Annotated in this window: 15 protein-coding genes, 2 tRNA genes and 1 rRNA gene; 17 read left to right on the plus strand and 1 reads right to left on the minus strand. The window is 57.3% G+C overall.

What is annotated here, in order from left to right; all coding sequences use genetic code 11:
* Nucleotides 1-44: 44 nt before the first annotated feature.
* From pth to BED41_RS06770, 14 genes are all read left to right on the plus strand, one after another.
* Nucleotides 45-629, plus strand: coding sequence for an aminoacyl-tRNA hydrolase (pth, locus tag BED41_RS06705; protein WP_066744283.1), 585 nt, complete (start codon nucleotides 45-47; stop codon nucleotides 627-629).
* Entirely contained in the window at nucleotides 616-3723 is a 3108-nt protein-coding gene (mfd, locus tag BED41_RS06710; protein ID WP_084002305.1) for a transcription-repair coupling factor, read from the plus strand. Before pth ends, mfd begins: the two co-directional genes overlap by 14 nt.
* 29 nt (nucleotides 3724-3752) lie before the next feature.
* Complete coding sequence (gene mazG / locus BED41_RS06715; RefSeq protein ID WP_066744285.1) at nucleotides 3753-4553, plus strand: nucleoside triphosphate pyrophosphohydrolase; 801 nt, start codon at nucleotides 3753-3755, stop codon at nucleotides 4551-4553.
* Nucleotides 4554-4569: 16 nt separating this feature from the next.
* The gene (locus tag BED41_RS06720; RefSeq protein WP_066744287.1) at nucleotides 4570-4803 is read left to right on the plus strand and encodes a NifU family protein; all 234 of its coding nucleotides are present in this window, start codon (nucleotides 4570-4572) and stop codon (nucleotides 4801-4803) included.
* A gap of 15 nt (nucleotides 4804-4818) precedes the next feature.
* On the plus strand, nucleotides 4819-5814 hold the full coding sequence (locus BED41_RS06725; protein WP_066744289.1) for a PhoH family protein: 996 nt from the start codon (nucleotides 4819-4821) through the stop codon (nucleotides 5812-5814).
* A complete protein-coding gene (locus tag BED41_RS06730; protein ID WP_066744293.1) occupies nucleotides 5777-7948 on the plus strand; it encodes an HD family phosphohydrolase in 2172 nt (723 codons plus the stop codon). The genes BED41_RS06725 and BED41_RS06730 overlap by 38 nt, the downstream gene beginning before the upstream one ends.
* Nucleotides 7923-8420, plus strand: a complete 498-nt coding sequence (gene ybeY, locus BED41_RS06735) for an rRNA maturation RNase YbeY (RefSeq protein WP_066744294.1) — start codon at nucleotides 7923-7925, stop codon at nucleotides 8418-8420. The genes BED41_RS06730 and ybeY overlap by 26 nt, the downstream gene beginning before the upstream one ends.
* A 1-nt stretch (nucleotide 8421) precedes the next feature.
* Complete coding sequence (gene cdd / locus BED41_RS06740; protein ID WP_066744295.1) at nucleotides 8422-8841, plus strand: cytidine deaminase; 420 nt, start codon at nucleotides 8422-8424, stop codon at nucleotides 8839-8841.
* Nucleotides 8842-8872: 31 nt separating this feature from the next.
* A complete protein-coding gene (era, locus tag BED41_RS06745) occupies nucleotides 8873-9790 on the plus strand; it encodes a GTPase Era (protein ID WP_066744296.1) in 918 nt (305 codons plus the stop codon).
* Entirely contained in the window at nucleotides 9787-10500 is a 714-nt protein-coding gene (gene recO / locus BED41_RS06750; RefSeq protein ID WP_066744298.1) for a DNA repair protein RecO, read from the plus strand. The genes era and recO overlap by 4 nt, the downstream gene beginning before the upstream one ends.
* Nucleotides 10501-10549: 49 nt before the next feature.
* Nucleotides 10550-11449 (plus strand): glycine--tRNA ligase subunit alpha, encoded by a 900-nt coding sequence (gene glyQ, locus BED41_RS06755; protein WP_066744300.1) that lies wholly within the window; start codon nucleotides 10550-10552, stop codon nucleotides 11447-11449.
* The gene (glyS, locus tag BED41_RS06760) at nucleotides 11449-13503 is read left to right on the plus strand and encodes a glycine--tRNA ligase subunit beta (protein WP_066744302.1); all 2055 of its coding nucleotides are present in this window, start codon (nucleotides 11449-11451) and stop codon (nucleotides 13501-13503) included. Before glyQ ends, glyS begins: the two co-directional genes overlap by 1 nt.
* Nucleotides 13504-13622: 119 nt before the next feature.
* A complete protein-coding gene (ppdK, locus tag BED41_RS06765; protein ID WP_066744304.1) occupies nucleotides 13623-16259 on the plus strand; it encodes a pyruvate, phosphate dikinase in 2637 nt (878 codons plus the stop codon).
* 235 nt (nucleotides 16260-16494) lie between these two features.
* On the plus strand, nucleotides 16495-17511 hold the full coding sequence (locus BED41_RS06770; RefSeq protein WP_066744306.1) for a deoxyguanosinetriphosphate triphosphohydrolase: 1017 nt from the start codon (nucleotides 16495-16497) through the stop codon (nucleotides 17509-17511).
* 66 nt (nucleotides 17512-17577) lie between these two features.
* Here the strand turns inward: BED41_RS06770 and BED41_RS06775 are convergent, their stop codons facing one another.
* On the minus strand, nucleotides 17578-19878 hold the full coding sequence (locus tag BED41_RS06775; RefSeq protein ID WP_066744308.1) for a transglycosylase domain-containing protein: 2301 nt from the start codon (nucleotides 19876-19878) through the stop codon (nucleotides 17578-17580).
* A gap of 395 nt (nucleotides 19879-20273) precedes the next feature.
* Here BED41_RS06775 and BED41_RS06780 point away from each other — a divergent pair.
* The 3 genes from BED41_RS06780 (at nucleotide 20274) to BED41_RS06790 (ending at nucleotide 22015) form a co-directional block, all read left to right on the plus strand.
* Nucleotides 20274-21789 (plus strand): 16S ribosomal RNA (locus BED41_RS06780).
* A 58-nt stretch (nucleotides 21790-21847) separates the two neighbouring features.
* Nucleotides 21848-21924, plus strand: a tRNA-Ile gene (locus BED41_RS06785).
* A 16-nt stretch (nucleotides 21925-21940) separates the two neighbouring features.
* Nucleotides 21941-22015: transfer RNA gene (locus BED41_RS06790), tRNA-Ala, on the plus strand.
* Nucleotides 22016-22053 lie beyond the last annotated feature (38 nt).

Below are 22053 nucleotides of genomic sequence, written 5' to 3' on the forward strand. Positions count from 1 at the left end.
GTAGATGTTACGCGTCTTTTGTTTTATTTATGGGATGATTGATCATGAAACTTATCGTTGGCCTGGGAAACCCGGGATATGAATATGTATGGACGCGCCATAACGCCGGATGGACGATCGTCGATTCCTTTGTGGCGAGGCTGGGGCTGCGGGAGCCGCAGATAAAATTCCGTGGGGCCTATTGGGGGCCCGTGCTCTGCTGCGGCGAGCGAGTCTCCTTTCTTGAGCCCCACACCTACATGAACCTGAGCGGCCTCTCCGTCGGCGAGGCCGCGCGCTACCAGAATCTGGAGCCCGAGGACATTCTCGTGATATCCGACGACGCCGCGCTGCCTTTCGGGCGTATACGTATGCGCAAAAGCGGCTCGGCGGGCGGCCAGAACGGGCTGAAATCAATCATTGGCGCGCTAGGGACTCTCGATGTGCCGCGCCTGCGCGTTGGCATCGGCTCTCCCGAGGGCCGGATGGACCTAAAAGATTGGGTGCTTGGCAAGATACCGCAGGAACAGCGCCGGGAGTGGCACAAGATCGAAGACGCCGCCTGGGAGGCGCTGGTGCTCTGGCTCTCCGGCGACGCAGACAGGGCGATGTCGAAGGCGAACGGCTTCCGGTTAAATGACGGAGAATAAAGATCTCTGCCAGGGGAGCTCCCTGGCGGCGCTGGACGAGGATCTGTGGCTCCGCAACAGGGGAGTGCATCTCGCCTCAAAGGGGGCGATGCGCCCCTGGGTCTGCCGTGATATAAAACAGCCCCTGCTCGTATTGCTGCCGGACGCGCGCCAGGCGCGCGACTTTGCGGCGGACGCCGAGGAGCTCGGAGTTCTTGAAAATGTGAAGATACTGCCGGAGATGATACTCGCCGAGGATGATTTGAAGAGCGAGGCTCAGAGGATCGTGCGCGGCGACATCCTGGAAAATTTCCGATACAAGGGCGGCGTTCTCGCCGCCACCCCCGCCTCCCTGATGGCGCCGTTTTCGACCGGCGGGGACTATATGGAGCTGGAGTGCGGCAGGGAGGCCGGCCGCAGCCGTCTTATAGACTGGCTCGCGCAGAAGGGCTACGAGCGGAGCGACCTTGTCTGGACCCCCGGGCAGTTCGCCGTCCGCGGCAGCATCGTAGATATCTTCAGCCCCTCGGACATGTATCCCGTCCGCGTGGAATTTTTCGACGACGAGGTGGAGAGTCTCCGCTTCTTTGTCCCCGAGACGCAAAAGAGCCTGCGCACCATCCGCAAAAGCTCGGTGCAGAGTCTTGTTTCAAAGTCCGACAACCGACTGGAAAACTATTTCCCCGAGGATATGCGGATACTCTTCTTTGATCCGCACGGGCTCGATACGACCGCGGAGAACGCCGTCTGGCTCTGGCAGAGCCTCGACCGCGAAGATACCGTACCCTGGGAGGCCTGGGAGAAGCTCTGCGCCGGTTTCACCGCCCACAGGCGGCTGCGCATCCTGCCGGACGTAAAAAACTGCGCCGCGCGTATGGCGGTCATGCAGTTTCCCAACTTCCGCGGCAAACTTAAAGAGGTAGAACTCTACTGCCTTTCAATGATCAAAGACGGTTACCGGATAAAGGTCGTCTCGGAGGCGGAACGCAACCTCCAGTGGGCGCGGATCAACGGCTTTGAGGCCTGCGAGGGAATACTGAGCGAAGGCTTTATCGACAGCTATTCCAAGTGCGCCGTGATGACCGACCTTGAACTCTCCGGCATCACCGTAGCCCGGCGGCGGATCGAGAACCGAGCGCCGAGCGACTGGGGCGCGGGGCTCATTCCGGGACAATGGGTCGTCCACGATGAATACGGCGTCGCCGTCTACCAGGGGGCGGAGCAGGTAAAGACCGCCGACGGCGAACAGGAATATCTCATCCTGCAGTTTGCCGAGGAACGGCGGCTGCTTATCCCCGTGATGCAGTTCCATAAAATTTCGCCGTGGTCGCCGCTGCCGGGGCAGGAGCCCACCGCCGACAACCTCAAGGGTTCGCACTGGAAGCGGGCCGCTTCGCGTGCGAAACAGATGGCGGAGCAGGCCGCGGCGGAGCTTATCAAAATATACGCCGAGCGCGAGGTGAGCAAGGGCTTCTCCTTCCCCGACAATCGGGAGATGATGCGCGAACTTGAGGAGAGCTTTACCTATAAGGAGACCATCGACCAGCTGCGCGCGATCGAGGATGTGGAGCGCGACATGGAGCGCCCCGTGCCGATGGACCGCCTTATCGTCGGCGACGTCGGCTTTGGCAAGACCGAGGTCGCGATCCGCGCGGCGGGAAAGGCGGTATTCGCGGGAAAACAGACGGCGATCATGGCGCCGACGACGCTGCTTGCGCAGCAGCACTTCGAGACCTTCACCGCCCGCTTCGCCAATACGCCGATACGCGTCGAGGTGATCTCGCGCTTCGTTCCAGTTGGACAGCAGAAACGTATATTGCAGGACCTCAGCGAGGGCAAGGTGGACATCCTTATCGGCACGCACCGGATATTGACCGACGACGTGAAATTCAAGGACATCGGCCTCATAATCGTGGACGAGGAGCACCGCTTCGGCGTCATGCATAAGGATCACCTGAAAAAATCGATGCCGGGCGTCGACGTGCTGATGCTCTCGGCGACGCCGATACCGCGCTCGCTCTCGCTTTCCATCAGCGGGCTGCGCGACATGTCGATATTACAGACGCCGCCTCAGCGGCGGCTGCCCGTAATCACCGTGGTGCGCCCCTTCTCCGAGGAGCTTCTGAAGAGCGCGGTGCTGCGCGAGAAGAACAGAGGCGGGCAGATATTCTTCGTCCATAACCGGATAAACGACCTACAGGAACGCGCCGTCATGCTCAAGCGCCTCTTCCCGAAGCTTAACATCGCGGTGGCGCACAGCAAGACGTCGGAATCGGCACTCGAAAAGACGATGTCCGAATTTGCCGCGGGAAAGATCGATATCCTCGTCTGCACGACGATTGTCGAAAGCGGGCTGGACATCCCGGCGGCGAATACCTTGATCGTCGACGACGCGCACGAGCTTGGGCTTGCCCAGATGTACCAGCTCCGCGGGCGTGTCGGACGCCGGGAGGAGCAGGCCTACGCCTTTTTGTTCTATCCCAGCAACGTCCACATCTCCGTTGAGTCCAGCGAACGGCTGGAGGCCATCGCCGAACTTGACGAACTGGGGGCGGGCTACCAGCTCGCGCAGCGCGACCTCCAGATACGCGGCGGCGGAGACCTTATCGGCATCTCGCAGCACGGCAATTCAAGTAAAATCGGCTATCAGAAATATTGTGACCTGCTCGCGGAGGAAATTTCCAAGATAAAGGGCACTTACAGGCCGCAGATGGAGCTGGAGATCGGTTTTCCCGTCTCCATTCCCGGCGACTATCTGCCGCAGGAGAATCTGCGCGTCACGCTCTACAGGCGGCTGCTTAAGACCGATTCTCTGGAAGAGGTCCGCGAGCTGCGCGAGGAGACGGAGGACCGTTTCGGCAGGATACCCAATGAGCTGGATTTTTTATTCAATGTCGCGGCGATCAAAGGCGCCTCCTGTGATCTGGGGCTCACGAAGATGATCTGCAGCCGCTATGAGCTGGTACTGCAGGGCAACCCCGACGGCGCCTGGGAGCGGCTGAAGCTGCCGCCCAAATGGCGCCGCCGTCTGGACGGTTTCATCGGCCCCGGCGGATTTGCGGGAATTAAGGATATCGCGCGGATAATTCAGGAACAAAATCCCGCGTCAATCTGATAGAATAGAGCAGGCAGGAGGGATTTGCCATGCAGGAAGAAAAGGCAATGTCGGAAAAATTTGTCAGGCTGGTCGAAGTTATGAAGCGCCTGCGCGCGCCGGACGGCTGCCCCTGGGACAGGGAGCAGGACTACATGTCGCTGCGCCGCTACATAATCGAAGAGGCCTACGAGCTTATCCAGGCGATAGAATCGCAGAACATCCCGAATATGTGCGAAGAGTGCGGCGACCTTATGCTGCAGGTGGTCTTTATCTCCTGTATGGCCGAAGAACGCGGCGACTTCACGATCTCGAACGTGATGGATAGGCTTATCAACAAGCTCGTCAGGCGCCATCCCCACGTCTTCGGCGATATAAGCGTAAAAGATTCCGACGACGTGCTGCGCAACTGGGAGCAGATAAAAACGGCGGAACGCAAAGGCAAGGATGAGGACTCCTCTTATATGGCCGGTATCCCCCGCGGAATGCCCGCCCTGCTGCGCGCCTACCGGATACAGGAGCGCGCCGCGAAGCCTGGGTTTGACTGGCCTAAGGGCGATACCGCGCCGGTACTCGCCAAGGTCGAGGAAGAGGTCGCGGAGCTCAAAGAGGCGATGGCCTGTAAGGGCAAAGAGGATGTCGCTGAAGAGCTGGGAGATCTCATCTTCGCCGCCGTCAACCTCTCGCGACATCTGGGGATAGATCCTGAGATCAATCTCCACCGGGCCTGTGAAAAATTTGACGCCCGTTTCAGAGATGTGGAAAAATCGGTTGAAAAATCCGGCCGGCCGTGGAAAGATTATACCTTGGACGAGCTGGATGAATTTTGGAAAGAAGCAAAAAACAAATAAATTTGGAGGAATTCTTATGACGACAGAGGAAAAAATCAAGGAAGTACTTGCGAACCACGTATCGCCCGCGCTCCAGTCACACGGAGGCGACTGCTCCTTCGTAAAATATGACGAACCCACCGCCACGCTCTATGTCGCGATGGAGGGCGCCTGCGGCAGCTGCCCCTTCGCGCTTGAGACGCTGCGCATGACTGTCGAGCAGGCGGTCATTGCTGAGGTGCCCGAGGTCAAGGCGGTAGAAAGGGTATAGGCGAACTCTGAAGTAATGAAAGAAACAAAACAGGAGGCCGAAAATCTCCTCTCGCTTACCGACGCCTCCGTCGTAAAGCTGCTCGCCGAGCACGAAGAGATACTGCGCCTTGTAGAGCAGAGCTTCCCCGTCAAGGTATACGCGCGGGGCAGCTCGCTCTCTATTAAGGGCGACGACGAAGCGCTGATAAAAAAGCTTGAGAACCTGCTCGTGCAGTATGCCGAGCTCTCGCTCTCCGGCCATAAATTCAACAGCGCAGAGATACGCTACGGACTCCACAGTATCCAGAACGGCGAGACGGTAAATCTGCGGTCGCTCTATAACGACATCGTCTGCATAAGCAACCGGGGCAAGGCCATCCGTCCATATACAAACGGCCAGAAGGGCTACATCCAGGCCATCCGCGACAACGATATAACCTTCGGCATCGGCCCCGCGGGTACCGGAAAGACCTATCTTGCCGTTGCCCAGGCCGTCGCCTATCTGAAGTCCGCGAAGATCAGCCGCATCATCCTCGTGCGTCCGGTAGTCGAAGCGGGGGAGCGCCTCGGTTATCTTCCCGGTGATATGAACGAAAAGGTCGCCCCCTACCTGAGGCCGCTCTATGACGCCTTTTATGAGCTGCTTCCGGCTGAGAGGTTCGACCGTTACTTTGAAAAGGGCGTCATTGAGCTCGCGCCGCTGGCCTATATGCGCGGGCGCACGCTCAACGACAGTTTCATCATCCTTGACGAGGCGCAGAACACTACGCCCGAGCAGATGAAGATGTTCCTTACGCGCCTAGGCTTCGGCTCGAAGGCCGTAATAACGGGTGACGTCACGCAGGTCGACCTGCCCGGCACAAAAGAATCGGGGCTAAAGGTCGTGCAGGACATCCTGAAGGGTGTCCCCGGCGTCTCCTTCATCAAGCTCAACGACGGCGACGTGGTGCGCCATGAGATAGTACAGAGAATAGTGAGGGCCTACGAAGACTATGACAGACGGAGAGCAGAAAAACAGGCTGAAAGATAATTTAAAGGCCGTATTCGGCAAATTTTCATTCAGGCGCGAAAACAGGCAGTACATCATTTTTCGGGCTATCCTCCTCTGTGTCGCGACGCTGCTTGTAAGCGTCAACTGGTACATGTTTGACCGGAGGGAGAACTACCAGATCGGTATCCCCTCCGAAAGGACATACTTCGCACTCACCTCCGCGCGCTACGAGGACCGGGCGGCGACGCTCGAACTGCGCCAGCGCGCGGCATCCCGTATCATCGACGTCATGGTGCAGGATGAAAAAATCGCCTTTGAGGTCTCGCGGCGTCTTGAACTGCTGGAAAAGGGCGAACTCAAACAGCTCTTCAACGCGCCGCTGCTCAGTATATATAACAGGCAGAGCGCCGCTTCGCAGAGGGAGATCGTCGAGGCCGCCCTCGATATCGGGCGGAAAGTCCGCGACGAATCGACGGATCGTGAGCAGCAGACTACCCTTATCTGGAAATACCTCAAGGAGACGAAGCTCTCGCAGTCCGAACGCAACGTCGCCTTTCAGATGCTTGACGTTCTGCTCAACCCCTCGCTGCAGTCCGACGGAGAGATGGTCCAAAAGCTGCGCGAAGATGTCGCCGCGCAGATACCCTCCGTCATAAAGGAGATACGTCCCGGCTCCGTGCTGGTACAGAAGGGGCAGGTCGTCACCCCCTCGCTGGCGAAGCTGCTCGCCTCGCAGGGCTATCCCGACGCCACCTTCCCTTGGAAACACCTTATCTTTATCCTCGGCGCGATCACCATCTGGAGCTTCTGGCCGGTGTGGATCGCCAGCGGTCTGCGTGAAAAACTTTCAATGCGCGAATGGATATACATCGCCGTCGTGCTCTCCGTCGTCTGGACCCTCGAGGTCGTCTTTGCCCGCTTCGGCGGCTACTCGATGGCGGTACTCGGCCTTACCGGCTGGCTCTGCCTTACACTGCCGGTATCGCTTTCATTCCATATCATCTTCGGCGGCGGAGTGATCAGCGTCATCATCGCCTTTGGCACCAATCCCGGCATCGTATGTCTCGGCTGTATCCTCGCGGCCTTCTCCGCGGGCATCGGCCGCATCCTCTTTATAGACCCGCCGAACCACCGCATCACTATCTGGCGCAATCTCTTTTTCCTCGGGCTCTGCCTCGGGGCCGCCTCGATCTGTATTCACTGGGGGCTCGGCCTCTACTTCGACTATAACCTCGCCCTCGGCGCGGTGCTCTTCAGCGCGATCTGGGGGACGATCGTCGTCGCGCTGCTGCCGCTGTGGGAGAACGTCTTCGACGTCCTCTCGCCGCTGCGGCTGCTTGAGCTGAGCCATCCCTCGCAGCCGCTCATCAAGAGGCTGCAGATGGAGGCCCCCGGAACCTACAACCACGTCCTTATGGTCGGTACGCTTGCCGAGGCGGCGGCCGACAAGCTGCATATGAACGGGCTCCTTGTAAAGGCGGGCGCCTACTATCATGACATCGGCAAGCTCAAGAACCCGCAGTATTTTGTTGAAAACCAGCGCCACGGCAAGAACATCCACGACAGCCTGCCGCCGACGCTCTCTGGGCAGCTGCTGATATCGCATGTGAAGGAGGGGCTCGACATCGCCGCGCAGACCAACCTGCCAAAGTCCCTGCGCCGCTTCATCAGCGAACATCACGGCACCACCTCGCAGAGGTATTTCTACGAAAAGGCGAAGGCGCTCGGCGAGAATGTCACCGAGGCCCAGTTCCGCTATCCGGGGCCGCGGCCGCAGTCGCGCGAGACGGCGCTCGTAATGCTTGCCGATTCCGTGGAGGCCGCGGTCAAGGCGCGCAACAAGCCTTTTGAGAATAACAGGGAGCTTTCAGACTTCATAAATCAGGTCATTCGCAGTAAGATCGAGAGCAATCAGCTCAACGACGTTGACTTTACGATGAAGGAGATGTCGCTGATCACGGAGGCCTTTATGGAGGTCTTCCAGGCGACCTATCATTCCCGCGAGGTAAAGAATATCAACGAGATAATCAAAGAGGCCAAGCTCAAGGGCGGAGAACATAAAGAGATACCCGCCGGCACGATCGAAACCGCCGTCGTTCCTGTCGCCGATACCGGCGAGACAGAGAAAAAAGAGGAGGATGAAAAGGATGAAAACCACGATACACTGCGGTGAGATATTCAACGAGAGCAACAGCTCCATGTGCTGCGGCGAAAGGATAAAGAAGCTGGAGAAGATACTGTCCGCCTATCTTGAAAAAACTAATATCCTCCCCGAGGCGGCCGCGGAGTGCGAGATATCTCTTACCTTCGCGGATGTGGATCAGATCGCCGGGATCAATGAAGAATACCGGGAAGTTGCCGGTCCTACGGACGTGCTTTCCTTTCCGATGTGGGAAAATGAGGACGGTGGGTTCGAGCCGCCGGAAGATTGGGAGCGGCTTACGCTGGGCGACATCATCGTCTGTCCCGAGATCGTCGCGAAGAACGCCGCCGATAACGGCAAGACCGCAGAGTGCGAGACGGTGCTCGTCATCTGTCACGGCTTCCTCCACCTCATTGGCTTTGACCATGCCGACAACGCGGAGCGCGAGCGTATGTGGCAGATCCAGGATTCTCTGGTCTCTGAATTTTTTGCGGAGGGCTAGGATGATGGCGGAGAATCCGCTGCTTGAGAAAGCGGCGGTGAAGAAACTTCTCGCCGAGGCCGCCCGGGCCCGGGCGGCAGCCTACGCCCCCTATTCGGGCTTCTGCGTAGGCGCGGCGCTGCTCTTCGAAAACGGCCTCACCGTTTCCGGCTGCAACGTGGAGAACGCCAGCTACAGCCTCTCTATCTGCGCGGAACGCAACGCGATGACGACCGCCCTCACTAAGGGGCTGCGTCTGCCGCTTGCCGTCGCCGTGGCCGGCCCCGAGGGTGTTTTCTGCCCGCCGTGCGGCGCCTGCCGCCAGTTTCTCGCCGAATTCAATCCCGATATGGCCGTAGTGCTGAAGGATGCCGACGAACCTGTGATCTATACATTAAGAGAGCTGCTGCCGCTTTCGTTTTCTTTGGAGGAAAATCGCTGAGGCGGCGCGGCCGAAGAGAGAGTGAATATTAATGAGTGAAGATAAAAAATTCCGCAGCGGCTTTGCCGCCCTGCTGGGACGTCCCAACGTGGGAAAATCGTCGATAATAAACGCGCTGCTTAAGGAGAAGGTGGCGGCGGTCTCACCGAAGCCGCAGACCACCCGCAACGCCGTGCGCTGCATATATACCTCGGAGGACGAACAGATCGTCTTTGTGGACACCCCCGGCATTCATGTGCCTCAGCACGCGCTGGGCGACTTTATGATGAAAGAGGCGGAAGAGTCCCTCATGCTTGTGGACGCCGTCTGCTATGTCGTCGAGGCGCAGGACCGCGCCGTGAGCGAAAAGGACGAGATCATTCTTAAAGTGCTGGAGAACGTCTCACAGCCCGTCGTGCTGGCCGTGAACAAGATCGACAAGCTGGCGGACTTTGAGGACTATAAAAAGGCCGCGGCGGTCTATGAAAAATACATAAAACCCGCCGCCGTCGTTCCCGTGTCGGCCAACAACCACCGCGGGCTGGATGAGCTCGCGGCGGCGATCAGCGCCCTGCTGCCGGAGCAGCCGCCGATCTATCCCGAGGACATGCTGATGGATTCGACGGAGCGCTTTCTCGCCTCGGAGGTCATCCGCGAGAAGATATTCCGCCACACCAACGAAGAGGTCCCCCACGGAGTGGCCGTGATCATCGACGAGTTCAAGAGTCCCGACGAGTTTCCCGATAAAAAGGTCTGCGATATCCGCGCCACGATAATCGTCGACCGTCCAGGGCAGAAGGGGATCATCATCGGTAAGAACGGCGCGATGCTGAAACAGATCGGCAGCGAAGCCCGCAAAGAACTTGAGGAGAAATTCGGCTATAAGGTATTTCTTCAGCTTTGGGTAAAGGTGAAGCCGGGATGGCGTAAGTCGCCGGAAGAGCTACGGAGACTGGGGTACAATAGTTGATTCCCGTCCGGCTGCCGCAGGGGCACTACTCAAAGACGGGAACGGTGCTTCTAAGAAGGGATTCCTCCAGGGAGGGGCAGTCCCTTCTGCTTTTTATGCGCGAGTTTGGCCCGCGGTGGGTCAGCGCCCCCGCGGCGACGGGAAAAAACCGCTTCGGAGGCTCCACAGAACCTCTGACTTGGGGCGAGTTTTTACTTTATCAGAGCCCGTCAAAACTATACCTGCAGGGCGCGGAGGTCAAAGAGGACTTTCTGTCGCTGCGCCAGTCGCCGGCGGCCCTTCTCTGCGCGCTGCGTATCTACAGGCGGACCTCGAAGGAGGCACCGGCGGACTGCGAGAACGACGCGCTGCTGCGGATGCTCTGGAGCTCGCTGGTACAGCTGCGCGAAAAATGCCCCCCATACATCGTGGAGCTTCGTTTTACCTGGAAGCTGCTGAACCTCATGGGGATCGCCCCCTCCCTTGACCTCTGCGTCGAATGCGGCGGATTGCTTACGGAGGGAGGCTGGCTGACGCAGGCGGGGATGTGCTGCCGCCGCTGTTCGCAGGGCAAAGGAGAGGCGGTGAGCGCCGAGGAGCTCGCGGAGCTTAGGCGGGCCGTCGCCCTTCCGCATGAAAAATTCATCCTCTGGTCATGTGAAACACGTCAAAAAGATTGTTATATTAAGAATTTAAAAATGTTATCGCCATATTTTAGCAATATGCGCTAAAATAATTCAAATATAGAAGAGCAGCACTCATCAAAGGAGGCAACAGAAGGTGAATTTTCAAGAGATAGTTATGCGCCTTGAGCATTTTTGGGCTTCTCAGGGTTGTGTCATCCAGCAGCCGTACGACTTGGAAGTCGGCGCCGGTACGATGAATCCCGCTACGACACTGCGTGTTCTCGGTCCCGAGCCCTGGCGCGTAGCTTACGTTGAACCTTCCAGAAGACCAACAGACGGAAGATATGGAGAAAACCCCAACAGGCTTCAGCATTATTACCAGTATCAGGTCATCATCCAGCCGACGCCCGACAACATCCAGGAGATGTATATCGAAAGCCTGAAGGTGCTTGGTATCGATCCGGCGGAGCATGATATCCGCTTTGTCGAGGATGACTGGGAAAACCCGACGACCGGCGCCTGGGGGCTTGGCTGGGAGGTCTGGCTTGACGGTATGGAGGTCACACAGTTCACCTACTTCCAGCAGATGGGTTCGCTGGACATGGATGTCGTGCCCGCGGAGCTCACATACGGTCTCGAAAGGATCGCGATGTTCGTCCAGAAGGTTGACAATGTTTACGACCTGCAGTGGGTGGGTGAAATCAAATACGGCGACGTCCACCACAAGGGCGAGGTCGAAAATTCGACATACAACTTTGAGATCGCCGACACCGATATGCTTTTCAATCTGTTCAACAAATACGAGGCGGAGTCGAAACGTGTGCTCGAAGCCGGACTTGTGCTTCCCGCCTACGATTACGTTTTAAAGTGTTCGCATTCCTTCAACCTGCTCGACGCGAGAAACGCCATCAGCGTCACCGAGAGGACCGGCTACATCGGCCGCGTGAGAAACCTTGCCTCCGCCTGCTGCCAGGCATACGTCAAGCAGCGCGAGGAGATGGGCCATCCGCTGATGGGAAGATTTGACAAATACGAAAAAGGAGGCGTCCGCTGATGTCCGACCTTCTCTTTGAAATAGGAACCGAAGAAATCCCCGCGAGGTTTATGCCGAAGACGCTCGCCGACCTCGTCCAGTACGCGGAAGAGGAGCTCTCCGGAGCGCATATACCGCATGGCGAGATCAAGTCGGAGTGCACGCCGCGCCGCCTTGTTATTACGGTAAAGGAGCTCTCCGACCATCAGGAGGATTCCGTAGAGGTCTCAAAGGGGCCGATGAAGGCGCAGGCCTTTGACGCCGAGGGCAACCCCACAAAGGCGGCGCAGGGTTTCGCGCGCAGCAAGGGGGTCGAAGTCTCGGCGCTTAAGGTCGAGACCATCGGCGGCGCGGAGTACGTCGTGGCTGAGAAGCGCACCAGCGGGCAGCCTACGATGGAGGTCCTGCCCCAGCTCCTTGAAAAGATCATCCACCGCCTCTCCTTCCCGAAGAGCATGTACTGGGCCGACAAATCGGTGCGTTTCGCGCGTCCCGTGCGCTGGCTCGTGGCGCTCTACGGCGACCGTCCCGTCGATATATCATTCGGCGGCGTAAAGAGCGGCACCACCTCCAGAGGTCATCGCTTCATGGGAAGTGACTCCGTGCCGGTGAAAGACGCCGCCTCCTACGCGGCGGCGATGCGTGAAAATTTTGTCATTACCGATCCAGAAGAACGCAAGGCGATGATACTCGCCGGCGTCGCCGAGATCGAAAAAGAGCTTGGCGCTAAGGTCACCGTCGATCCCGAGCTGCTTGAGGAAAACGTGCATCTCAACGAATACCCGATACCCTTTTACGGCAGCTTTGACAAGGAGTTCCTCGACATCCCCGCAGAGGTTCTCATCCTCTCGATGGCCAAAAACCAGCGTTACTTCCCCGTTCACGACGCGAACGGCAAACTGATGGCCAACTTCATCGGCGTCAGCAACAACCGCGCGAAAGATATGAACGTCGTGCGGGAGGGCAACGAGCGCGTTCTGCGCGCGCGTCTCTACGACGCGGCCTTCTTCTGGAAAGAGGACCAGCAGAAGTCGCTCGACACCCGCGCCGAAGAGCTCAAGAACGTTACCTATCAGGAACAGCTGGGCTCGGTCTACGACAAGGTGCAGCGCATCAAGAAGCTCACCCTCTGGCTTGCGGACGAGCTCAGGAGCGACGTCGACCGGACAAAGCTCGCGCGCGCCTGCGACCTCGCGAAGGCCGACCTTGTCACGAACATGGTCTACGAATTTTCCGACGTGCAGGGAGTCATGGGACGCGAATACGCGCGTAAGGCCGGAGAGCCGGAAGAGGTCGCCCTCGCGCTCTACGAACAGTACCTGCCGAGATTCGCGGGAGACGAGCTGCCCTCGCATATAGCGGGCGCGCTGCTTGGCATCGGCGAGCGTCTCGATACGCTGACGGCGATATACAAAATAGGGCTCGAGCCGACCTCGTCGCAGGACCCCTACGGACTGCGCCGCGCGGCCAGGACCATCAACGAACTGATCTGGGGACTCTCCCTCGACATAGACATGGACAAGGCCCTCGAAATGGCGGCCGCGCAGCTTGAGCTTGCGCCGGAGCGTATCGAAAAGATGAAGGCCTTTATCGCCCTGCGCCAGCAGGTGCAGCTGCGTGAGAAGGGCTTCAGCCACGAAGCGGTTGCCCTCGCGATGCAGACCGTTCCCAGCCGTCCTTTGCAGATATACCGTCTGGCCGAGGTCCTGACCAAGGCGAGCGGCGAGGCGTGGTTCGCCGAACTCATCACGGCGGCGGTGCGCGTGAAAAATCTGCTCTCCAAGTCAGGGGAAGAGGCGGGCTCCGTCGATGCCGCGAAATTCACCTCAGAGGCGGAAAAGAATCTCTACGGAGAACTTGGCAAGCTGACGAAAGAGGCCAAGAGCGCCGTCGAACGCTGCGAATGGGATAAACTTGCCGCGACGATGGCGGAGCTGGCTCCGGTGATCGCCCAGTTCTTTAACGACGTGCTCGTGATGGACCCCGATCCCGCGGTGCGCGCGAACCGTATCGCGCTGCTTAAAGAATGCCAGGCCTTCTTTATGCAGATCGGAGATTTCAGTATATTGAAATAATAAGTTTTAAGCGTAAAGGGTGTTACAATAGCGGCAGTTTTTAAGAGGTAAAAAAACTGTTAAAACGCACTAAATTGTTGCGTTGACTGTTTTTATTCTCATTTCGAGGAGGTAGTAGCATGGTTGAAGCAAAAAAGTACATTTACGACTTCAGCGAAGGCAGCGCCGATATGAGGACGCTACTGGGCGGCAAAGGTGCAAACCTTGCCCAGATGTGGAAGATAGGACTTCCGGTACCGCCGGGATTCATCATTACCACCGAAGCTTGCCATAAATACTGGGAGGAAAAGGATTTCATCTCCAGCATTTGGAGCGACGTTGAGGCCGCGGTGGCGAGAGTGGAAGAGCTTGCCGGGAAAAAATTCGGCTCCTCGCAGAATCCCCTCCTTGTATCGGTACGCTCAGGAGCTCCCGTCTCGATGCCTGGGATGATGGACACGATCCTCAACCTCGGACTCAACGATGATACAGTCGCCGCCCTTGCCAAATCGGCGGGCGACGAAAGATTCGCCTATGACAGCTACCGCCGTTTCATTCAGATGTTCTCCGACGTCGTCCTTGAGGTAGACCTGGACAAATTTGAGGAACGCCTCGCGCAGGCGAGAGAGAACGCCGGAGTGAAAGAGGATTACAAAATCCCCGCCGAAGAGCTCAAAAAACTCGTCGTCGACTACAAGAAGATAGTTGAAGAGGCCGGACATACCTTCCCCTCAGATCCCTGGGTGCAGCTGCGTCTGGCGATAGACGCCGTCTTCCGCAGCTGGAATACGCCGCGCGCCATCACCTACCGCAAAATCAACAACATTCCCGCCGAATACGGCACGGCGGTTAACATCGTGACGATGGTATTCGGAAACCTTGGAGACGACTGCGGCACCGGCGTCTGCTTCACAAGAAGCCCCTCCAACGGAGAAAACAAACTCTTCGGAGAGTACCTCATCAACGCCCAGGGCGAAGATGTCGTCGCCGGTATCCGCACCCCTGTGCCCATCGCTTCGCTCGAAGCGGCGATGCCCGAGGTCTACAAAGAATTCCACCGTATCGCGAAGCTGCTTGAGACCCACTACCGCGACGCTCAGGATATAGAATTTACCGTTGAAAGAGGAAAACTCTACATCCTCCAGACCCGTAACGGGAAACGCACCGCGTCGGCCGCGGTGAGGATCGCGATGGATATGCTCCACGAGGGACTTATCGACGCCGAGACCGCGGTATCGCGCGTCGCGCCGGAACAGGTAGAACAGCTGCTTCACCCGCAGATCGACCCGAAGGCGAAACGTAATGTAATCGTCAAGGGGCTTCCCGCCTCGCCCGGCGCGGCGGTTGGCAGAGTGGTCTTTGACGCGGACGAGGCCGCCGAACGCGGCGGAAAGGGCGAAGCCGTCATCCTTGTCCGTCCCGAGACGACCCCTGACGACATCCACGGACTCTTCGCGGCGCAGGGCGTTCTCACGAGCCACGGCGGAATGACGAGCCACGCGGCCGTCGTTGCCCGCGGCCTTGGCAAGCCCTGCGTATCGGGCGCGGAATCGGTGAAGATCGACCTCGCGGGCGGAACCTTCACTGTCGGCGGCGTCACCGTAAAGAAAGACGACTTCCTTACCCTTGACGGAACCAACGGCGACGTCATTCTGGGAAAGATGGAGCTCATCGAGCCGCAATTTGACGAAAACTTCCGCGAACTGCTCGAAGACGCCGACAAAATATCGAACCTCCAGGTCTGGGCCAACGCAGACACCCCGGAGGACGCGCGCCGCGCCCGCAGCTTTGGCGCGAAAGGCATCGGCCTCTGCCGCACAGAACACATGTTCATGGCCGCCGAACGTCTGCCCGTCATGCAGGAGATGGTCGTCTCCACCACCACGGAAGAGCGTGTGGCGCAGCTTAAAAAGCTTGAGGTGATGCAGGAAGAGGACTTCCTCGGCATCTTTGAGGCGATGGAGGGGCTGCCTGTAACCGTGCGTCTCCTCGACCCTCCGCTCCACGAGTTCCTGCCGAAGATACCGGAGCTGACCAAGGCTCTTGAGGGACTCGCTCCCGAAAGCGCCGAGGCGAAAAAGATCAACGCCACGATAGCCCGCGCGCGCGAACTTCACGAACAGAACCCGATGCTCGGTTTCCGCGGCTGCCGCTTGGGCATGATATTCCCCGAGATATACGAGATGCAGGCCCGCGCCATCTTCAACGCCGCCTGCAAGCTCACCAAGAAGGGGGTGCGCGTCATCCCCGATATCATGATCCCGCTCGTCGGCACCCAGGAAGAGATGAAGCGTATGCGTAAGCTCGTCGATGAGATCGGCGCCGCGGTGATCAAAGAGAACGGCGTGGCGCTTGAATACATGGTCGGTACGATGATCGAGCTGCCGCGCGCCGCCATGGTCGCCGACCAGCTCGCCGAATACGCACAGTTCTTCAGTTTCGGTACCAACGACCTCACGCAGACCACCTTCGGTTACTCGCGCGACGACGCCGAGGGTAAATTTCTCGGACAGTACGTCGAGATGGGCGTCTTTGAGGAGAACCCCTTCGCGCGTCTGGACCGTGACGGCGTTGGCGCTCTGATGGAGATCGCGGTGGGGAAGGGGCGTTCTGTACGCCCCGAGATCCAGCTCGGCATCTGCGGAGAGCACGGAGGCAACCCCTCCAGCATTGCCTTCTGCAACAAGCTGGGCCTTAACTATGTGAGCTGCTCGCCATTCCGTGTGCCTGTCGCCCGCCTCTCTGCGGCCCTTGCCGCCCTTGGCGTGCTCAAATAGTCCTACGGCTGGTTAATCGCTGAAATAAAGTAAACAGGGGCCGCGTCCTTCATATGGAGGATGCGGCCCCTTTCTGTCGTTGAACCCTACGTTAAATGGAATGTTGTACAGCGGGACATTTGTTGTCTATAATAAGAGAGATATCTATTGGCAGGGGATATCGGCCGTATGCGGTTTTAGGGTGTGAAGGACGGTGCCCCGGAACGGCAAACCTGCCGCTAATGGAGAATGATATATGACGATACGCGAACGTTGGGAAGATATAGAAAGACAGATATTGGCTCCGCAGGCCTGCCTGTCGGTAGACAGCAGGGGCCGCGAGCGCCCGGAGGAGCCATGCGCGATACGCACCTGTTTTCAGCGCGACAGAGACCGGATAATACACTGCAAATCATTCCGCCGGCTTAAATACAAAACGCAGGTACTGCTGCTGCCGGAGGGAGACCACTACCGGACACGGCTCACCCATACCCTTGAGGTATCGCAGATCGCGCGTACCATATCGCGCGCGCTGCGCCTCAACGAGGACCTCACGGAAGCCATCGCGCTGGGGCATGACCTTGGACATACCCCCTTCGGACACATGGGCGAAACGGTGCTTGACAGGCTTGCGAAGCAAAACGGCCTGCCGGGATTCCACCACGCGGCACAAAGCCTGCGGGTTGTCGACCATATTGAGAAAGATGGCCGTGGGCTCAATCTCAGCTGGGAGGTGCGTATGGGCATCATCCAGCACTCCAAGGGACAGGTGGACGTCCGTTCCGGCTATGACCTAACCAATCCTACGACAATGGAGGCCTGGGTCGTCCGTGTCTCCGACTCTCTGGCCTACCTTAACCACGACATCGACGACGCCCTGCGCGCCGGCCTCATAGCGGATGACGAGATGACGCCTGAGATGCGGGAGGTAATCTCCATACCGAACTCCAAAAGAATAAACGGCATGATCATGGATGTGATAGAAAACAGCACTCCGGAGGCGGTCCGATTCAGCGACGATATGCTCGGATACATCGAGCGGCTGCGCAGCTTCCTATACCGCCACGTCTACACACGCGCCAACGCTCAGATAGAAGATTCGCGCGTGGAACATGTCCTCACGGCGCTCTTTAACGCGCGCATGGATAAAAACGGCGGTTCCGCCCAGGAGGCGGTTGACATGATATCTGGTATGACCGACCGCTACGCTCTTCATCTCTTCCAGAAGACCTTCGTGCCGAGCCCCTGGCCGGAGCCGAAAAATATAATATAAAACAAAGACCGGAGCGTCAAAACCCCGGCCTTCGTTTTTTGTATTTATTTGCGGTAACATCTGTCTTTATTCGATAATATTATACTTTCGAAGCAATTCCTGATACTTTGCCTCCATATCCGTCTGCTGACTCGGGTCTTTCTTATAAGGGTCGGAAGATGAGCTCGGCAGCTTTACCGGCTCTTTCTCTGCAGCCTTCTTTTGTGGTATCGGCGCGGAATCCGTCTGCCCCGAATTGTCCTGCGGCTGTGTGTGGTCCTCCCCCGCGAGCTTCATCGCATACTTATTGGAGGTTGCCTCGTCATCGATAGGCGCAAGCAGAAGCTGCGGGGCGTTATCATCCGCGCGGGCCGCCGAGAGCGAGCCCCCGTGCCACGGGCATACGGAGGTCGGAGCGCGCCCCTGCGCCATCAGCAGCGTCGTCGCTGGACAGCCCTCCGCCGCGATAAATCCAGTCGTTTTGCAGACCCTTACAGCCTCTACCTCCGCGTCGCCGGGAATGGAGAAGGACGAGGGGAGATTCATCTTTGTGACCGCGTAAGAGACGAATTCCTTCCACACCGGCAGCGCCGCTACCGCGCCGGTAGACCTGCCGCCCAGCGGCTTATGGTTGTCGTTGCCGATATATACGACCACGACAAGTCCCGGGACTCCGCCGACGAACCAGGCGTCCGTCCAGTCGTTTGTCGTACCGGTCTTGCCGAAGGTCTCGTAATTTGGGATCTTGGCTCTCGCGCCGGTTCCCCATCCTGTGACCTGCTCAAGCATGGAACGTAGCGAGACGGCCGTAGTGGGGGAGATCGCGCTCGTCAGCTTTGGGCCGTTCTGTTCCAGAGACTCCCCGCGCTGTGAGAGGATCTCCTTCACGGCGTAGGGCTCAACCTTATAACCGTTATTTGCAAAGGTAGAATAGGCGACAGACATCTCAAGCGGCGTTACGCTCGCCGTGCCGAGAGCCACCGAAAGATCGTCCGGCAGATAGGGGGTCGTGATACCGATGCGGCGCGCAAGGTCGGCGATACGCCCTACGCCGTCTATCTGCGCAAGACGCACCGCGGAGGTGTTGATCGATTTTGCGAGTGCGGTAAGCAGCGTTATCTCGCCGTCGTACTTATTGGAGGTATAGTTGCTCGGCGACCAGCCGTTAGGAAAAAGCAGCGGCGCGTCGAGTATATGGTCCACACCGCGGTAGCCCTGCTCAAGCGCCGTCGCGTAGACGATTGGTTTAAAAGACGAGCCGGGCTGGCGGTAGGCCTGTGTCGCGCGGTTAAACTTGCTCTTATCGAAATCACGGCCTCCCACCATAGCGAGGATCTCTCCCGTATTCGGGTCCAACGCGATAAGCGCCCCCTCATGCGGCATCTTTGAGACGATCTCCTCCGCCTTCTTCTGAAGGTCGATGTCAAGCGTCGTGTGAACCTTTAAGCCGCCGCGGTATATCTTATCGGTACCATAATGGGGCAGCAGCTGCTTAAAGAGGATGTACGAAACAAAATAGGGCGCCCCCTCAAGAGATATAGAGTTGGTCCGCGCCGTGCGTTTGGCGAGAGCAGGTTTCTTGTTCAGATAGGAATCATAGTCGTCCTTTGAAATCCAATCAAGGTCCAGCATTCGGCGCATGACGTAGGCTTTTCTCGTCTGCGAGCTCTTTCCGCTTCTAAAGGGAGAATATTTCTCCGGCGCAGCTACGAGCCCCGCTAAAATCGCCGACTCGTCTATCGTGAGGTTTTTAGGCGCTTTGGCGAAATAGGTCTTTGCCGCCGCCTCCACTCCGTAGGCGCCGTGTCCCATATATATGGTGTTCAAATACATCTCAAGCAGCTGATCCTTGGTGTATATCCTTTCAAGACGGAGCGCCAAGACAGCCTCTTTCGCCTTGCGGATGATAGTCTTCTCATTAGAGAGGAACAAATTTCTCGCCAGCTGCTGCGTTATCGTACTTGCGCCCTGCTTTGCCCCCATATGGAAAATGTCTACGACTATCGCGCGGACAATCGCAACCGGCCTGATGCCGGAGTGATCGTAAAAAGAATCGTCCTCCGCCGCCAATATCGCCTTGACCATCCAGGGAGAGATCGCATCGAGCTTTACCCAGGTCCTGTTTTCCTGGAAAAGCTGCGTTACAACCTTCCCATTGCGGTCATATATAGTCGTTGCGAGACTTGGTTGATGGTCAAGCATATCCTGATAAGAGGGCAGCGTATTCGTGATGTCCTTCAGGAAAAATATCATCGCCACCGCGACCACCGCGCCGATAACGGCGGCCAGCAGAAGCAGCGAGGAAAATATGGAAAAGACAAAGGACTTCTTTTTCTTGGTCTTATGTTCCAGCGAAAAGTCCTTGTCATTACGTGTTGCATACGACATTATTTATTTACCTCCGAAGTCAATCGTACATACAACGGCATTATATCATATATCGAAATTTTTCCAGCCGTGTCGCGATATATTTGACACCTGTATCATAGACTGTCTCGTGTTGGCTAGGCCCCTTAATTATATGGGGAGATAATGGAGCTACACATCACCATTATGGGGGACTTGGATATGGCGGCGGACAAATAAGCCGGAGCTGAAAGAGATACGAAATTTTTAAAAATAGGGGGTTGCAATTTTTAGCAATCCGTAATATACTACCTCCTGTCGCCGATACGAGGCACCACGAAATCGGAAACGGCGGCGCGAACCATGTCAATAGAATACAGTGCATAAGGAATAAAAAGAATTGTTTATAGCAATTCCAGCGAGAGAGCGCTAGGAATCAAACGGAGAGTTTGATCCTGGCTCAGGACGAACGCTGGCGGCGTGCCTAACACATGCAAGTCGAACGAAATTACGAAGAAAGCTTGCTTTAATCGTAATTTAGTGGCGGACGGGTGAGTAACGCGTGAGGACTTGTCGGATACAGGGGGACAACAGATGGAAACGTCTGCTAATACCCCATAAGCCTTCGGGTAAAAGGAGCAATCCGGTATTTGAGAGACTCGCGTTCTATCAGCTAGTAGGTGGGGTAACGGCCCACCTAGGCCAAGACGGATAGCCGGACTGAGAGGTCGACCGGCCACACTGGAACTGAGAGACGGTCCAGACTCCTACGGGAGGCAGCAGTGGGGAATATTGGGCAATGGGGGCAACCCTGACCCAGCGACGCCGCGTGGGTGAAGAAATCCTTCGGGATGTAAAGCCCTGTTGTGTGGGAAGATAATGACGGTACCACACGAGGAAGCCCCGGCAAACTACGTGCCAGCAGCCGCGGTAATACGTAGGGGGCAAGCGTTGTTCGGAATTACTGGGCGTAAAGCGCACGCAGGCTGGCCGTTAAGTCTGTCGTCAAAGGCGGAGGCTCAACCTCCGTTCTACGATAGATACTGTCGGTCTAGAGTATGTGAGAGGGAAGTGGAATTCCCGGTGTAGCGGTGAAATGCGTAGATATCGGGAGGAACACCAGTGGCGAAGGCGGCTTCCTGGCACACAACTGACGCTCATGTGCGAAAGCCAGGGCAGCGAACGGGATTAGATACCCCGGTAGTCCTGGCCGTAAACGATGGATACTGGGTGTGGGTGAAGCAGTTCATCCGTGCCGTAGTTAACGCGTTAAGTATCCCGCCTGGGGACTACGGTCGCAAGACTGAAACTCAAAGGAATTGACGGGGGCCCGCACAAGCGGTGGAGCACGTGGTTTAATTCGATGCAAACCGAAGAACCTTACCTGGGTTTGACATACAAGTGGTACTGAGATGAAAGTTGAGGGACTGTAGCTTGCTACAGAGCTTGAACAGGTGCTGCATGGCTGTCGTCAGCTCGTGTCGTGAGATGTTGGGTTAAGTCCCGCAACGAGCGCAACCCCTATGTCCAGTTGCTAACAAGTGAAGTTGAGCACTCTGGAGAGACTGCCGCCGACAAGGCGGAGGAAGGTGGGGATGACGTCAAGTCATCATGGCCTTTATGCCCAGGGCGACACACGTGCTACAATGGCCGGCACAGAAGGCAGCTTGCTAGTGATAGTTGGCGAATCCTTAAAAGCCGGTCCCAGTTCGGATTGTAGTCTGCAACCCGACTACATGAAGCCGGAATCGCTAGTAATCGCAGATCAGCCAAGCTGCGGTGAATACGTTCCCGGGCCTTGTACACACCGCCCGTCACACCACCCGAGTTGGGGGCACCCGAAGCCGCAGGCTTAACCCGTAAGGGAAAGAAGCGTCTAAGGTGCGCCGAGTAAGGGGGGTGAAGTCGTAACAAGGTAGCCGTACCGGAAGGTGCGGCTGGATCACCTCCTTTCTAAGGAGCAACACAAATTTTTTGTCTCCTCGCAGTTCCTTATGCACTGCTATTGAGTGGGCCGATAGCTCAGTTGGTTAGAGCACACGGCTGATAACCGTGAGGTCGGAAGTTCGAATCTCCCTCGGCCCACCATTTTATTGCCATTATTGGGGATGTAGCTCAGTGGGAGAGCGCCTGCCTTGCACGCAGGAAGTCGTCGGTTCAAATCCGATCATCTCCACCATTGTGTTGCCCTTATATTGGCAACCAGCACCATGACAA

Origin of the sequence: Cloacibacillus porcorum, from assembly GCF_001701045.1 — a bacterium.
Lineage (GTDB): Bacteria > Synergistota > Synergistia > Synergistales > Synergistaceae > Cloacibacillus > Cloacibacillus porcorum.

Bases quoted from the DNA above. Each gene is read 5' to 3' on its own strand.
- BED41_RS06770 (WP_066744306.1), top strand. From the start codon at position 16,495: ATGACGATACGCGAACGTTGGGAAGATATAGAAAGACAGATATTGGCT.
- mazG (WP_066744285.1), top strand. From the start codon at position 3,753: ATGCAGGAAGAAAAGGCAATGTCGGAAAAATTTGTCAGGCTGGTCGAA.
- BED41_RS06720 (WP_066744287.1), top strand. From the start codon at position 4,570: ATGACGACAGAGGAAAAAATCAAGGAAGTACTTGCGAACCACGTATCG.
- ppdK (WP_066744304.1), top strand. From the start codon at position 13,623: ATGGTTGAAGCAAAAAAGTACATTTACGACTTCAGCGAAGGCAGCGCC.
- BED41_RS06725 (WP_066744289.1), top strand. From the start codon at position 4,819: ATGAAAGAAACAAAACAGGAGGCCGAAAATCTCCTCTCGCTTACCGAC.
- BED41_RS06730 (WP_066744293.1), top strand. From the start codon at position 5,777: ATGACAGACGGAGAGCAGAAAAACAGGCTGAAAGATAATTTAAAGGCC.
- mfd (WP_084002305.1), top strand. From the start codon at position 616: ATGACGGAGAATAAAGATCTCTGCCAGGGGAGCTCCCTGGCGGCGCTG.
- glyS (WP_066744302.1), top strand. From the start codon at position 11,449: ATGTCCGACCTTCTCTTTGAAATAGGAACCGAAGAAATCCCCGCGAGG.
- BED41_RS06775 (WP_066744308.1), bottom strand. From the start codon at position 19,878: ATGTCGTATGCAACACGTAATGACAAGGACTTTTCGCTGGAACATAAG.
- era (WP_066744296.1), top strand. From the start codon at position 8,873: ATGAGTGAAGATAAAAAATTCCGCAGCGGCTTTGCCGCCCTGCTGGGA.
- cdd (WP_066744295.1), top strand. From the start codon at position 8,422: ATGATGGCGGAGAATCCGCTGCTTGAGAAAGCGGCGGTGAAGAAACTT.
- ybeY (WP_066744294.1), top strand. From the start codon at position 7,923: ATGAAAACCACGATACACTGCGGTGAGATATTCAACGAGAGCAACAGC.
- pth (WP_066744283.1), top strand. From the start codon at position 45: ATGAAACTTATCGTTGGCCTGGGAAACCCGGGATATGAATATGTATGG.